Raw genomic sequence first — 13123 nt, forward strand, 5'->3', positions numbered from 1 at the left:
AGGGCTTCGCGCCGCCCACCGTTCCCCTCACCACTCCCCGTCCGCCACCGGCTTCCCCGGTGCGTGCCCCAGCGGCGTCACCTGGTCGGGCGAGGGCGCCTGCCAGGGCTCGTGGTCGTCGCCGAGCCAGTCACCGACCGGCTGCACCGCCTCCAGTGTGTCCGTGGGCGCGAGATCCTCGGCGTCCTGGTCGTAGTAGTCGAACCAGGGCAGCCCCGCGCGCGTGTACGCCGCCCGGTCCACCGGCGACGGCGGGGGAGCCTCGCCCGTGATCCGCCGCCACTCGGGAGGCGTCACCAGATGGACGAAGACCCGGCCGGCGGGGCGGTCGGCCCAGTCCGACAGCGGGCGGTCGTCCTCGTAGACCTCCTGGCGCATCGAACCGCCGACGCCCAGGCCCATGGCCGCGGCGGCCCGGTGCCGCCGGCCCCCGGGAGCGGCGGCCGGTGCCGGGACCGAGCCGGGGGCGGGCGGCGCGGCCATCATCGGCATGGCGGCTCCCCAACCTCCGTGCTGCGGCATCGCCTGCGCCTGGGCCCGCCCGCGCGCCGACTCCGCCCGGCGCCGCTCCTCCGCACGCCAGCCGGCCAGCGGCTCCTCCTTCAGCGGGAACGACTGAAGCTGTACGCCGCCCCAGACCTCCTCGCCGGTGACCTGGCCCTCGACGGTCGCCCCCAGTCCCAGCGGGACCGCCACGAACTGGCGGACGGTGCCCTTGCCGGAGCTGATGCCGTCCAGCCAGGGCTGCCGGGGCAGCACGACGTAGTTCTGCGGCGTGCGGGCCGGCCGGTCGCTCCACGGTTTCCCGGAGACCGCGCACACCTTGCCCACCCCGACCTGAAGGGCCGCCGGCTCCGTCGTGCCCCCGAAACTCAGCCACATCGCCTCGCGCAGATACACGGGCAGCATCACACCGCCGCGCGCCCGCCACTCCTCGGGAACCGTGTCCGCGTAGTCCGCCACCCGCCGCACCGGGAACTCGCCGAGCCCCGGCGGCAGCGGATGCGTGCCGGACTCGGGCAGCCGCAGCGTACGGATGAACCGCACCGCCACACCGCCCGGCAGCCGCAGTGTGTTTCCGTCGATCCGCACGGTGGCGTCGGCCATCGGCCCGCTCCTCGCATCCCCGCGCCGGCCCCGTACCGGCCTTCTCTCACCGATAACGCCCGCCCATCCCCGTACGGTTCCGCCACAGCTGCTCCTGAACGCCCATGCGCTCGCGCAGCCGGTTCAGGCGCGGCATCCGGGCGCGCTGCTCCTGCGAGACGCGGTCCAGTTCCTCCAGCAGTCGACGCGAGCGGTGCTCGGTGTCGAGCTCGTCGAGGATGCGGTTCACCTCGGTCAGGACGGCCCCGAGCAGTTGCCAGTGCCGCGTCTCGCGCTCGGCCTCCTCACGCAGCAGCAGGGCGAGCTTGTCGCGGGTGCCCGTCGCCGTGCGCAACTCCGCGGACAGCCGGGACTCGGCCGCGTCCGCGTTGCTGCTGACGTGCGTGGTGACCAGCACCGAGAAGCTGACCACCGCGTCGGCGATCTCGGACAGCAACTGCTCCACGACGGTGCCGGTCTCCTTCGCGAACAGCGGCTCGGGCTCCCGCTCCTTCGCGAGATCGGTGAGCGTGCGCGCGAGCACCCGCAGGACGACCGTGCAGATCTCCAGCGTGTCCAGCCCGGTGCGCAGCACGACCCGGTGCAGCAGGCTGTCACGTACGCGCGGATTGAGTCGCAGGCTGTCCTCCGCCTGCTTCAGCGCCGCGTCCACCTCGACGATGTCGTGGTCGAGCCGACGCGCCTCGTGCAACCGTGCCGCGGCCTGCTCGAACGCTGTGCGGCCGGCGGCCTCCTCGCCGATGCGCAGCATCAACTGCCGCAGCCTGCGGGCCAGTCCCTCCAGCGACTCGCCGGCCTCGTCCACCCACACGGGCGGCGCGAGGAGCAGATTGAAGCCGAGCCCGACCACCGCGCCGATCAGTGTCTCCAGCACCCGCGCCCACGCGGTGTCCCCGACGGTCGTGACCCCGAGGACCAGCATCGCGCTGATCGCCACTTCGGGCACGTACTCGTTGACCCGCACCAGATGCCCGACCGCCAGCGCGGCGACGATCAGCAGCGCGAGACTCCACCAGGTCAGGCCGACCAGGAGGCTGAAGGCGATGGCGACCAGCACCCCGGCGACCACGGAGTTCACCCGGCGGATGCCGTTGGTGAGCGTGGCGTAGAAGGTGACCTGGACGACCAGCAGCGCTGTCAGGGGCGCGGTCAGCGGCGCGGCCTCCGGACTCAGGCGCAGTGCGATGACATAGGCGATCGTCGCCGCGGCCGCCGACCGCAGCGTCTGGACCACCACGGGATCCCGGCGCAGCCTTCCGAGCCACTCCCGGAACTCCGTCCCCTCACTCACGTCTTGCATCCTCGGGTCGTTCCCTTTCCACAGATGCGTCGGCCCACCGCTTGCGGAACGTAACCGTCCGCAAGGAACCCCAGACTGATCGCAGCGGCCGAGTACGGCAAGGGGCCGGGCTGGTGATCATCGACACCCGCGCGAAGCCTGGGGAGAACCCCCGCCGCCACCGGGTGGCTGTCCGCACCCGGGGACGGAGGACCGCCCCATGGTCCCCCGCCGGTCCGGAGCGCAAGCCTTGGATCATGCATCGTCATCGGACCGGACTGTTACTGACCCTGTTCATCATCCTCGCCGCCCTGACGACCGGCATCCCGGCCGCGGCGGCCCCGTACCCCGCCTCCGCCGCCGCTTCCTCCTCCACCACCACCGTCGTCGACGCACTCGACCGCGCCGCCCACCCGCTGCGGACGGTCGAACCGGGCGGCGACAGCGGTGATCTGCGGCCCCTGGACCGGATGATCGGCGGCGCCCGGGTCGTCGGCCTGGGCGAGGCCACCCATGGCTCGCACGACTTCTTCGCCCTCAAGGACCGCGTCTTCCGCCACCTCGTCGAGGAGAGGGGTTTCCGCACCTTCGCGCTGGAGGCCCCCTGGAGCACCGGTCTGCGCCTCAACGACTACGTGCTGTACGGCAAGGGCGATCCGCGGCGCATCATGCGCGAGGAGTTCCAGCGGGACTTCCTGTGGTGGAACAACACCGACTATCTGCGGCTCGTGGAGTGGATGCGTGCCTACAACCGGCACCATCCGGACGATCCGGTCCAGTTCATGGGCGACGACTTCGCCTGGGCCGGTCCCGAGCTGTACGACGAGGTCACGGACTACGTGGCGGGTGCGCACTCGGGCCTCCTGGCCCGCTTCACGGACCTGTACCGGGGGTTGCGGCCCACGACGGCGACGGGTGCGTACATCGAGCAGTACCTGAACAGGCCGTACGCCGAGCGCCAGCAGATGGCGGCCCGGACCGGCGAGGCGCTGGCGCTGTTGCGGCGACAGGCGCCGGGCGCCGACCGGGAGGCGTACGACTGGGCGGTCCAGCACGCCACCGCCATCGACCAGACGGCCCGGGGCTACGCGTTCGACTTCGAGGACGCGCAGCAGCTCAGGGCAGCCATGCGCTACCGCGACTCGGTCATGGCCGACAACGTGGCCTGGTGGGCGCGGCACACGGGCACCAAGATCCTGCTGTCGGCGCACAACGCACACGTCGCCTATGTGCCGGACGACCCCGCCCACTACCCGAAGATGCAGGGCGCGTTCCTGCGTGACCGGCTCGGTGACGCGTACGTCAGCGTCGGCTTCACCTTCTACCGCGGCTCGTTCAACGCCACCGCGCCGGACGGGAACGTGCGGGAGTTCACCCTGGGGCCGGCGGGACACGGCAGCAATGAGGCGACGCTCGACCGTGTACGCCATCGTGACTACGTCGTCGACCTGCGGACCGTGCCGCCACCGGCCCGTACCTGGGTGAGGGAGGCGAGGCCGACCCGCAGCATCGGCACGGCGTACCCGGAACCGGAGTACGACACAGCCCTCGCCCGGAGCCACGACGTCCTGATCCACCTGCACAGCGTGGCGGCGGCCAGGCTGCTGGACCGCTGACCGGTCAGGTGTACAGCTGGTCCAGGAAGGCCGCCAGATTGCCCGTCGCCCGCGCGATCTGCTCCTCCAGCGTCAGGCTCTCCTCGATCCGCGGGCCCGCCTCCGGGATCTTCTTGCCGCGGAGGTAGAGCGAGCAGGCGAGGTCGGTGCACATGTACAGGCCGACCGAGTTGCCCTCACGGCCCGCGGCCCCCGCCTTGCGGGCCGTCATCAGGGAGACGCCGCCGCGCGGATGGGACGTCAGGCACAGGGAGCACATGCTGCGGTGCAGGAAGCCGCGTTGCGAGGACGGGAAGCGGAGGGTGACGCCCACCGGGCGCCCCTCCCGCTCGACGACCAGGTAGCTGCGGTCGGGCGCACCCGGATCCCGCCAGCCGAGGAAGTCGAGGTCGTCCCAAGGGCGTTCGTCGAGATCACGGGGTACGGACAGACGCTTGGCCTCGCCTTTCGAGCAGTTGATGAAAGAGTTGCGGATGTCCTGCTCGGTGAGTGGCCTCATGGGAGCTCCTGGGAGTCGTTCGACAGGGTTGTTCGGTAAAGTCGTTCCGCAAACCTAGGGTCCCTAGGTTGTTGGCTAGGGTAGGCAGCTTGTTGAAGGGGGAGCCAGTGAATTTCGGCGCGGTCGGGTCACCTCGGGCCCGGGCGGCACTGCGGCATGTCGCGGCTGCCTCCGCGGGTCCGGCCCTCGACCCCGACGTCCGCATCACCCTCAATTTCCACCCGGACCGGCTGGTGCGGGGCGTGCCGATCCTGCGGGCACTGGCCGAGGACGGCACGTATCACTCGCAGTTCGTGACCGGCACCAGCAACGGCGGCCTCACCGCCCACCCCGGCGGCGATCGCTGGCGCTGGGAGAGCCGGATCTTCGGCGGCGTCTACGACGACGCCGCCGACGACGAGCGGCCCGTGTACGGCGCGCTGAACTTCCGCCGCCAAGTGGTGGGCGCCGCGCCGCGGTTCGGCTCCTCGCACTTCAGGCTGACCGGCGCCGCGCTCGCCCGCGCCACCTTCTGCTACCCCGACAGCGCGGCCGAGCCGACGGACTTCGGCGTCGCCGCCGGTACGCACCTCGTCGCACTCGCCGAGGCCGACGAACAGGACGCCCTCAACGACTACATCGAGGCGCAGGTCCACGGCGGGGTCGTCCTCGCCCGTGACGTCGAGGCCGTCGTCCTGGACTCCTGCTACCGGGGCACGCCCGTCGAGGCCGCGGCTCGCGAGCTGTCCCGCCCCGTCGAGTGGCACCCGGGCTACCGGCTCACCATGGCGCAGTTGCGCCGCCACGCGGACTACCGCGGCCAGGAGTACGCCGAGCTGGGCGCGCGGATCGCCGAGGACGGCCGCGTCGACCCGCGTGTCATCGGGGACGCCGCCCGCACGGGCCGGTACGAGCTCCAGGACCTGAAGATGGTGTGGCACACCCTGGCCCGCTTCGGCGCACCGCGGGGCGCGGGCACCGCCTACTCCGGCTCGACCGAGGAGGCGGGCGTCGGAGGCCACACCCCGGGAGCCAGCACGCCCAGCGCATAGGCCCGGGCGACCAGTTCCGTACGGTTCGCCGCGCCCCACCGCGCAGACAGGCGCCGCAGGTGGTAGTTCACGCCGTCCACCGTGAGGCCGCCTCCCGGGCGGCCCGCGCGGTGGTGGCGCCCCCGGCGAGCAGCGCCAGGACGCGCGCCTGCATCGGCGCCATCCGCACGGGCCTGTGCTCATGCGCCTCGCGCTCACCCAGGACGCGGAGCATCACCAGCAGCGCCGGCGTCTCCTCCACGGTGTCGCTCACCGGGTCCGCCGTCAGCTCCCCGTACCGCTCAGCACCGCCCGGCCCCTCCCAGCGCACCGACACCTGGTACCGCGACCGGTGCCGCAGCCGCAGCGCCTCGGCGATCCGCTCCACCTGCGTCGCCTCCTGCGGCCGGAACAGGTCCAGCCCGTCCCGCCCGCGCAGCCACCCCGGAGTCGTACCGCACTCCGCCGCCATCGCCGGATTGGCCAGCTGGACCGCGCCGTACACATCACACACCGCGACCGGCACCGAGACGCAAACTCGCCCCGGCCCTCTGCTACTTCGGCTGCGACGCCCCGGACGCCGACTTCCTGCACGCCGACGAGGTCTGGAAGCTGCTCGGCGCGGGCGCCCGGGTGTACGTGTGCGGCGACGGTTCCCGAATGGCGCCGGGCGTACGGGAGGCGTTCCGTACGCTGTACCGGGAGCGCACACCGGGCGCCGACGACGCGGCGGCCGGGCGGTGGCTCGACGGGCTGATCGCGGACGGCCGTTACGTCGAGGACGTCTACGCGGCCGGCTGACCGAAAGAGGGGTGGGCGCACGGTGGTGGACTCCTGGGAACGGGCCCGGCAGGTCCTGGAGGCGGCGGGCCTGCCGCCGGGACACCTCGCCCACCTGCGGCCGCTGTCGGGGGGCACGTACAACACGGTCGAGGAGCTGCTCCTGACCGACGGCCGCCGGTACGTGCTGAAGGTGCCGCCCGCGCCGACCGTCCCGGGGCTGACCTACGAGAGTGAACTCCTGGTGTCCGAGGCCGAGTTCTACCGGGTGGCAGCGCAGGCGGACGTCCCGGCGCCGCGTGTCGTGGCCCTGGGGAGCCACCTGCTGATGACGGCCTGCCCCGGGGACCCGTGGAACGGCTCGCTCACGGACCCGGAACGGGCGGCCCTGCGTACCGAGTTGGGCCGTCAGGTCGCCCGACTCCACACCCTCACGGGCCCGGGCTTCGGCTACCCCTCCGGTGCCCTCGGCCCGCTCGCCCCCGACTGGCGCACCGCCTTCACGGCCATGCTCGACGCCGTCCTCGACGACGCCCGCCGGTACGCGGCCCGGCTGCCGCGCCCCGCCGACGCCGTAGCCCGCATGCTCCGGGCCGCGTACGACGCCCTGGACGAGGTCACCGTCCCGCGTCCGGTCCACTTCGACCTGTGGCCGGGCAACATCCTGGTGGACCGTGCGTCGGGGGAGGCCCGGATCGGCGGGCTCATCGACGGGGAACGCATGTTCTGGGGCGATCCGCTCGCCGACTTCGTCTCCCTGGCGCTGCTCGGGGACATCAAGAGGGACGAGGCGTTCCTGGCGGGGTACCGGGAGGCCGGCGGCCGGGCCGACTTCGACGTACCGGCCCGCCTCCGGCTGGCCCTCTACCGCTCCTACCTCTACCTGATCATGCTCACGGAGACGGTTCCCCGGGCGGTCGACACCGCACAGGACCGCTGGGTCCAGGAGACGGTCGCTCCCGAACTGGCGGCGGCGCTGGCCGAGGTCGAGGACCTCGCGTCGTAGTGGTGCTGATCGACGGTTGGCGCGAGGGGCGGGCGGGTGAGTTGTCGGCGGGTCCGCGGGCTGGCGCACGGCGCCGGCGGAGCGGTGTCGCGCTGAGGTTTCGCCGGTGGCCGGGGCGGTACTCGCGGGTCCTTCGAACGGCCTTGGACGAGACGAGGGAGGTGCGCCATGGCCGACGACCGTCACAAGACTCCGGGCCAGACCGCCGAGCCGATACCGCGGGACATGCCGGACCAGCAGGCGGCAGAGGGGGAGGACCCCTGGGAGGCGCCTGTCGAGTCCACGGACGCCGGGGAGCGGTCGGACGACGTCCCCGACACCGACGAGGCGGGCACGGGCCGCCAGGGAGAATCCCGGTCGGACACGGCCCATCCCGAGCATCCGGAACCCGAGGAGCCGACCGGCTGAGAGGATCCCTGGGGCAGACGGGCGTCAGCCCACCTTGCGGCCGCGCAGGGGCTCCGTCTCCGCGCCCTCGCCGCGCTGCAGGCCCTGCAGGAACTCCTCCAGCACCTCGGGCGCGGTCCGTTCCGGGCGCCAGCCCAGCTCCGTACGCGCGCGTGTGCAGTCCATCAGGGGCAGCCTGAGGACCGCGTCGAAGAGGTGCGGGGAAGCCGGCAGCAGGTGCAGCCCCCACGCGGCGGCGATCGCCGAGCGGGCCGCCGTACGCGGGAGCCGGACCCGGCGCGTGGTGCCGAGCACCTCGCTGAGCAGGTCCGCGTCGACCGGCGGTTCGGCGGCGAGGTTGAACGCCCCGCGGACGTCGGACTTCAGGGCGAGTCGATACGCCGTGGCCGCGTCGTCGGTGTGCAGGGCCTGCACCCGCAGGCCCGGAATGTCGGGCAGGAACGGCAGCAGCTCCGGGCGCGCCAGCGGACCCGGCAGGAAGCGGCCGCCGAAGATACGGCGCTGCTCGCTCGCCGACTCCCGCTTGAACAGGAAAGCCGGCCGCATCCGCACCACACGCACCTCGGGGTGCGTCCGGTCGAAGGCGTCCAGCGCCCGTTCCAGATAGGCTTTCTCCCGGCAGTACGCGGCGTCGGGCCAGCCGTGCGTCGGCCACGACTCGTCCACGGCGTGGTTCTTCGGCCCCGGAGAGTACGCACCGACCGAGGACGCGTGCACCAGCGTCGGGACCTGCGCGGCGGCCACCGCCTCGAACACGCGGATACTGCCCAGTACGTTCGTCCGCCAGGTCACCGCCGGATCGTGCGTGGGCTGGAACGCCCAGGCCAGATGCACGACGGCCGAGGCGCCCTCGAAGAGGCTCACCAGATCGGCCTGCGCGGACGCCAGGTCCACCGCGGCCCAGTCCGTCTTCGGCGGCGACCACTCGGGAGTCCGGCGGGCCAGCCCCAGGAGGGAGCCGACCTCCGGATCCTCCGAGAGGAGCCGCACCACGCTCGTACCGACATTGCCCGTGGCACCGGTGACCACGATCCTGAGGGCCGATTCGCTGCTCACCTGCGGCTCCTCTCAAGGAGTGGGGACGGGAGCCCCGAGTACCCGCTCCGGGACGCCCGCACGCTCCCGACCCGCATCGCATGGCATCGCATCGCGCCGCGAACGCGTGCACGTCCGTCAGCCCGGCCGACGGCGGTCCGCGTCACCCTCACCGGATGTCGGTCAAGGGGCTGTCCGCCAGGGACGCCAGCAGGTGGGCCGGGTCGTCGTAGACCGCCTGCGCGCCCGCGTCCAGCAGGTCGGCGCGGGGGATGCCGCCGCACAGGACGCCCACACACCGCACACCGGCCAGGGTCCCGGCCCGCATGTCCCACACGGTGTCGCCGACGAAGACCGCGCGCTCGGCGGGCACGCCCACCAGTTCCAGGGCGTGCTCGACGGGCTCCGGCGCGGGCTTGCCCTCCTCGACGTCGTCGGCGCTCGCGGTGGCGGTGATCGCGTCGTCCGCGGAGATCGCCCGGCGCAGGGCGGACAGCTCCGCGCCCCCGGCCGAGGTCGCGAGGACGACACGCCAGCCGTCGCGGTCCAGGCGCCGCAGCAACCGGCCGGCGTCCCGCAGCGGGGGCAGCCGGTCGAAATACTGGCCGTACAGGGCCTTGTGGGCGGCGCTCAGCTCGGCGTCCCGGTCCTTGTCGCGGTCGTCACCGAGGAGGTGGGCGATCAGGTCGGTGGCGCCGAGGCCGACGGCCCGGTGGACGGCGTGCATGGGCACCTGGTGGCCCGCCTGCCGGAAAGCCTCCCACCAGGTCGTCACATGGAGGTGGTTGGTGTCGACGAGGGTGCCGTCGACGTCGAACACGGCCGCCCGTTCCATGGACCGCCCCTTCCTGCGCGGGCCGTTCTTCCCACTTCTCGTGTCGCTTCCCGCACCACTTCCCGCACTGCTTCCCGCATCGCTCTCGCGCCGGCCGGGTACCACGTCAGGCGCCCGCCACTCGGGACGGTGTCCGGCCCTCGCGGGTCCAGGCCAGCAGTTCCTCCAGGGCCCAGGTGGTCACCACCCGCTCGGCCGGCACCCCGCACTCCTCCGCGCGGGCGCAGCCGAGGATCTGCCAGTCCAGCTGGCCGGGCGCGTGCGCGTCGGTGTCGATCGAGAACAGCACGCCCGCGTCGACGGCTCGGCGCAGCAGCCGGCGCGGCGGGTCCAGCCGCTCCGGGCGGCTGTTGATCTCCACCGCCGTGCCCGACTCGGCACACGCGGCGAACACCTCGTCCGCGTCGAACTCCGACTCCGGCCGCCCGCGCCCGCTGACCAGCCTGCCCGTGCAGTGCCCCAGGACGTCCGCGTGCGGATCCCGTACGGCCCGCACCATGCGCCGGGTCATGGAGCGGGCGTCCATGCGCAGCTTGGAGTGCACGGACACCACCACGACGTCCAGACGGTCCAGCAGCTCCGGCTCCTGGTCCAGCGAACCGTCCTCGAGGATGTCGCACTCGATGCCGGTGAGCAGCCGGAACGGCGCCCAGGTCGCGTTCAGCCCGGCCACCACGTCCAGCTGCCGCAGCAGCCGCTCGGGAGACAGGCCACGGGCCACGGTCAGCCGCGGCGAGTGGTCGGTGAGCGCCGCCCACTCGTGGCCGAGCTCCGCCGCGGTCCTGCCCATCTCCTCGATCGGGCTGCCGCCGTCCGACCAGTCGGAGTGCAGATGGCAGTCCCCGCGCAGCAGCGCCCGCAGCCGCTCGCCGGCCCGGCCCCCGGGCGGTGCGGCGGACTCTCCCTCCAGCTTCTCCAGATAGCCCGGCGTCCCCCCGGCCAGCGCCTCGCGGACCACTTGGGCGGTCTTCGGGCCGACGCCCTTGAGAGACTCCAGCGACCCGTCCTCCGCCCGTTCGCGCACCTCGCCCTCGGGCAGCCGGGCCAGCACGCGGGCCGCCGTGCGGAAGGCACGGACACGGTAGGTCGGCGCCAGGGACCGCTCCAGCAGGAAGGCGATCCGGTCCAGTGCCTCGACGGGGTCCATCGCCACCTCCTCCTCCAGAGTTGCCCAGGCGCACGGGGACCGCACGACGGGCGGAGGAGTCGGTTCGTGGAGTCGGTTCGTGGAGTCGGTTCGTGGGTCGGCGCGGCGGGGGGCGTCCGTTCGTGTGCGACCCGGTGTGGTGGTGGCGCCGGTTTGTCCGTCGGCCGGCCGGGTACTGCGATCGGCCGGTACTGCGATGCCTCATCGCTCTCGGACCGTCCACGAGGAGGCCCTGCCATGTCCGCACCCACCGCACCGCGCAGCAAGGTGGCCGTGATCACCGGTTCCGACTCGGGGATCGGGAAGGCGACCGCCGTCCGCCTGGCCCGGGCGGGCATGGACGTCGGCATCACCTGGCACAGCGACCTCAAGGGCGCCGAGGAGACCGCCGAGGAGGTCCGCGCCCACGGGCAGCGGGCGGCCGTGGCGCAACTGGACCTCACCCGGCTGCCCACCGCCGCCGGCACCGTCGACGAGCTGTGCGACCGGCTCGGCCGGCTCGACGTCCTGGTCAACAACGCCGGGACGGGCACGATGACGCCGTTCCTCGACCTGGAGCTGGACACCTTCCGCGAGGTCATCGACGTCGACCTGATCGGCCCCTTCCTGTGCGGACAACGGGCGGCCCGGCACATGATCCGCCAGGGTGACGGCGGCCGGATCGTCAACGTCACCTCCGTCCACGAACACCAGCCGCGCGTCGGCGCCGCCCCCTACTGCGCGGCCAAGGGGGGCCTCGGCCTGCTCACCCAGGTCATGGCCCTGGAACTCGCCGAGTACGGCATCACCGTCAACGCCGTCGCGCCCGGCGAGATCGCCACGCCCATGACCGGCCAGGAGGACACCGACGTACACACCGAGGACCGCCCCGGCGTCCCGCTGGGCCGTCCTGGCGACGCCCGCGAGGTCGCCGCCGTGATCGCCTTCCTCGCCGGTCCCGATGCCTCCTACGTCACCGGCGCCTCCTGGAGCGTGGACGGCGGCATGCTCCGCATGGGCCCGCAGGCCGGCTCCCACCTCGGGGACGACGAGTGGCGGCGCCCCTGAGCCCGGACCGCCCGTACCGCGGCCTCATCCTCATCCTCATCCCGGCCACGCCGCCGCCCGCGTCGCGCTCCGCGTCCGCTTCGCGGATGACTGGAGGATCCCTTGACGCGGGTTGCGCTCTACGCTCTATGCATGACCGAAATCGCGAGCCCGCACATTTCACACCCGCGGATCATGGTGCTCGGGGTTCAGCCGGGCACGCCTCCGTTCCGCATCATGGAGATCGACGGTGTGGTCGTCGGCGAGGCCAGGACCATCACCGACGTCCTGGAGACCGCCGCCGCCTTCGGCATCACGGTCCATGACCTGGACGACCCGGACGTGGTCCGCTGGGTCGGCGGAGACAAGTTCACCTGGCACCACCACTAGACGCCCGACCGGTCGGCCGACCATCCCTTCGCCGGTCACGTCCAGGCGCCGTTGCGGTCGTGGAGCCGTCCGCGACGAGGTGCGGCCCGCGCCGGTGAACGCCTGCGCGTTTGCCCGTGATCCTTCGGCCACCGCCGAAGTGTTCGGTTTCTAAGCTGTCCGCCATGAGTGCCGCAGAGCTGTGGGAGATGAGCGCCGTCCTCGGCGCGGGCATCGCCGCGGGCGCCGTCAACGTCGTCGTCGGCTCGGGGACGCTGATCACGTTCCCTGTGCTGCTGGCGACCGGCCTGCCGCCCGTCACCGCCACGGTCTCCAACGCGCTCGGCCTGATCCCCGGCTCGATCAGCGGGGCCGTCGGATACCGACGCGAGCTGCGCGGTCAGCGCCGGCGCATCCTGAAGTGGGGCGCCGGCGCCCTGTTCGGCGGCGTCACCGGGGCCGCGCTGCTGCTGTCCCTGCCCGCCTCGGCGTTCGAGCGGATCGTGCCGGTCCTGGTGGGGCTCGCCCTCGTGCTGGTCGTCCTCCAGCCCCTGATCGGCAGGAGGCTGCGCGATCGCCGGGAGCGGCAGGGGAGATCCGCACGCGCCGACGGAGGCCCGCTCCTGCTCGCCGGACTGACCCTGGCCAGCGTCTACGGCGGCTACTTCTCGGCCGCCCAGGGCATCATCTACGTCGCCCTGATGGGCATGCTTCTGGACGACGACCTGCAACGCCTCACCGCCGTCAAGAACGTCCTCGTCGCCGTGGTCAACTCCGTCGCCGCGCTTTTCTTCCTCATCGCCGCGGACTTCGACTGGACGGCCGTGGCCCTCCTCGCCGTCGGGTCCGCGATCGGCGGCCACGTCGGCGCCACCGTGGGCCGCCGCCTGCGCCCTGCCGTCCTGCGCGCGTTCATCGTGGTGGTCGGCACGGCGGCCATCGTCCAGTTGGTGCTGCGCTAGGGCCTGTTGCGAAAGTGGCGTCGCGCGGCAGGCGCCACTTTCGC

Annotated in this window: 13 protein-coding genes and 2 pseudogenes; 8 read left to right on the forward strand and 7 right to left on the reverse strand. The window is 72.8% G+C overall.

Annotation, left to right across the window (positions count from 1 at the left end):
* Positions 1-27: 27 nt before the first annotated feature.
* Both ABZ078_RS17270 and ABZ078_RS17275 read right to left on the reverse strand, forming a co-directional pair.
* Positions 28-1107, reverse strand: coding sequence for a hypothetical protein (locus ABZ078_RS17270; protein WP_356576030.1), 1080 nt, complete (start codon positions 1105-1107; stop codon positions 28-30).
* Between the two features lie 46 nt (positions 1108-1153).
* The gene (locus ABZ078_RS17275) at positions 1154-2398 is read right to left on the reverse strand and encodes an FUSC family protein (RefSeq protein ID WP_356576032.1); all 1245 of its coding nucleotides are present in this window, start codon (positions 2396-2398) and stop codon (positions 1154-1156) included.
* A gap of 245 nt (positions 2399-2643) precedes the next feature.
* Between ABZ078_RS17275 and ABZ078_RS17280 the strand changes: the two genes are divergently transcribed.
* Positions 2644-4002: an erythromycin esterase family protein gene (locus tag ABZ078_RS17280; protein ID WP_356576034.1), complete on the forward strand. Its 1359-nt coding sequence runs from the start codon at positions 2644-2646 to the stop codon at positions 4000-4002.
* A gap of 4 nt (positions 4003-4006) precedes the next feature.
* Here the strand turns inward: ABZ078_RS17280 and ABZ078_RS17285 are convergent, their stop codons facing one another.
* The gene (locus tag ABZ078_RS17285; protein WP_356576036.1) at positions 4007-4501 is read right to left on the reverse strand and encodes an FBP domain-containing protein; all 495 of its coding nucleotides are present in this window, start codon (positions 4499-4501) and stop codon (positions 4007-4009) included.
* 107 nt (positions 4502-4608) lie between these two features.
* Between ABZ078_RS17285 and ABZ078_RS17290 the strand changes: the two genes are divergently transcribed.
* Positions 4609-5532, forward strand: a complete 924-nt coding sequence (locus tag ABZ078_RS17290; RefSeq protein WP_356576038.1) for a DUF3626 domain-containing protein — start codon at positions 4609-4611, stop codon at positions 5530-5532.
* Here ABZ078_RS17290 and ABZ078_RS17295 read toward each other — a convergent pair.
* Positions 5463-6037 (reverse strand): annotated as a pseudogene (locus ABZ078_RS17295) (PAS domain-containing protein). The gene ABZ078_RS17290 and the pseudogene ABZ078_RS17295 overlap by 70 nt on opposite strands.
* A gap of 8 nt (positions 6038-6045) precedes the next feature.
* Between ABZ078_RS17295 and ABZ078_RS17300 the strand changes: the two are divergent.
* From ABZ078_RS17300 to ABZ078_RS17310, 3 genes and pseudogenes are all read left to right on the forward strand, one after another.
* Positions 6046-6312: pseudogene (locus tag ABZ078_RS17300) on the forward strand (hypothetical protein); the annotation flags it as partial.
* A gap of 22 nt (positions 6313-6334) precedes the next feature.
* Positions 6335-7297 (forward strand): aminoglycoside phosphotransferase family protein, encoded by a 963-nt coding sequence (locus tag ABZ078_RS17305; protein ID WP_356576040.1) that lies wholly within the window; start codon positions 6335-6337, stop codon positions 7295-7297.
* A 168-nt stretch (positions 7298-7465) separates the two neighbouring features.
* The gene (locus ABZ078_RS17310) at positions 7466-7705 is read left to right on the forward strand and encodes a hypothetical protein (protein ID WP_356576042.1); all 240 of its coding nucleotides are present in this window, start codon (positions 7466-7468) and stop codon (positions 7703-7705) included.
* A 24-nt stretch (positions 7706-7729) separates the two neighbouring features.
* On the opposite strand, the gene ABZ078_RS17315 is transcribed toward ABZ078_RS17310, so the two are convergent.
* The 3 genes from ABZ078_RS17315 to ABZ078_RS17325 form a co-directional block, all read right to left on the reverse strand.
* Entirely contained in the window at positions 7730-8761 is a 1032-nt protein-coding gene (locus ABZ078_RS17315) for an SDR family oxidoreductase (protein ID WP_356576044.1), read from the reverse strand.
* A 148-nt stretch (positions 8762-8909) separates the two neighbouring features.
* The gene (locus ABZ078_RS17320; protein ID WP_356576046.1) at positions 8910-9575 is read right to left on the reverse strand and encodes an HAD family hydrolase; all 666 of its coding nucleotides are present in this window, start codon (positions 9573-9575) and stop codon (positions 8910-8912) included.
* 106 nt (positions 9576-9681) lie between these two features.
* The gene (locus tag ABZ078_RS17325) at positions 9682-10722 is read right to left on the reverse strand and encodes a PHP domain-containing protein (protein ID WP_356576048.1); all 1041 of its coding nucleotides are present in this window, start codon (positions 10720-10722) and stop codon (positions 9682-9684) included.
* 237 nt (positions 10723-10959) lie between these two features.
* On the opposite strand from ABZ078_RS17325, the gene ABZ078_RS17330 reads away from it, so the two are divergent.
* The 3 genes from ABZ078_RS17330 (at position 10960) to ABZ078_RS17340 (ending at position 13079) form a co-directional block, all read left to right on the forward strand.
* A complete protein-coding gene (locus ABZ078_RS17330) occupies positions 10960-11769 on the forward strand; it encodes an SDR family oxidoreductase (protein ID WP_356576050.1) in 810 nt (269 codons plus the stop codon).
* Between the two features lie 132 nt (positions 11770-11901).
* Positions 11902-12138 (forward strand): hypothetical protein, encoded by a 237-nt coding sequence (locus ABZ078_RS17335; RefSeq protein WP_356576052.1) that lies wholly within the window; start codon positions 11902-11904, stop codon positions 12136-12138.
* A 164-nt stretch (positions 12139-12302) separates the two neighbouring features.
* Complete coding sequence (locus ABZ078_RS17340; RefSeq protein WP_356576054.1) at positions 12303-13079, forward strand: sulfite exporter TauE/SafE family protein; 777 nt, start codon at positions 12303-12305, stop codon at positions 13077-13079.
* The last annotated feature ends 44 nt before the right edge of the window (positions 13080-13123 follow it).

Source organism: Streptomyces sp. NPDC006385 (assembly GCF_040612485.1).
Taxonomy (GTDB): Bacteria; Actinomycetota; Actinomycetes; order Streptomycetales; family Streptomycetaceae; genus Streptomyces.

Excerpts from the sequence above, each read along its gene's own strand:
- ABZ078_RS17270 (WP_356576030.1), bottom strand. The coding sequence starts at position 1,107 with ATGGCCGACGCCACCGTGCGGATCGACGGAAACACACTGCGGCTGCCG.
- ABZ078_RS17280 (WP_356576034.1), top strand. The coding sequence starts at position 2,644 with ATGCATCGTCATCGGACCGGACTGTTACTGACCCTGTTCATCATCCTC.
- ABZ078_RS17285 (WP_356576036.1), bottom strand. The coding sequence starts at position 4,501 with ATGAGGCCACTCACCGAGCAGGACATCCGCAACTCTTTCATCAACTGC.
- ABZ078_RS17310 (WP_356576042.1), top strand. The coding sequence starts at position 7,466 with ATGGCCGACGACCGTCACAAGACTCCGGGCCAGACCGCCGAGCCGATA.
- ABZ078_RS17320 (WP_356576046.1), bottom strand. The coding sequence starts at position 9,575 with ATGGAACGGGCGGCCGTGTTCGACGTCGACGGCACCCTCGTCGACACC.
- ABZ078_RS17325 (WP_356576048.1), bottom strand. The coding sequence starts at position 10,722 with ATGGACCCCGTCGAGGCACTGGACCGGATCGCCTTCCTGCTGGAGCGG.
- ABZ078_RS17330 (WP_356576050.1), top strand. The coding sequence starts at position 10,960 with ATGTCCGCACCCACCGCACCGCGCAGCAAGGTGGCCGTGATCACCGGT.
- ABZ078_RS17335 (WP_356576052.1), top strand. The coding sequence starts at position 11,902 with ATGACCGAAATCGCGAGCCCGCACATTTCACACCCGCGGATCATGGTG.
- ABZ078_RS17340 (WP_356576054.1), top strand. The coding sequence starts at position 12,303 with ATGAGTGCCGCAGAGCTGTGGGAGATGAGCGCCGTCCTCGGCGCGGGC.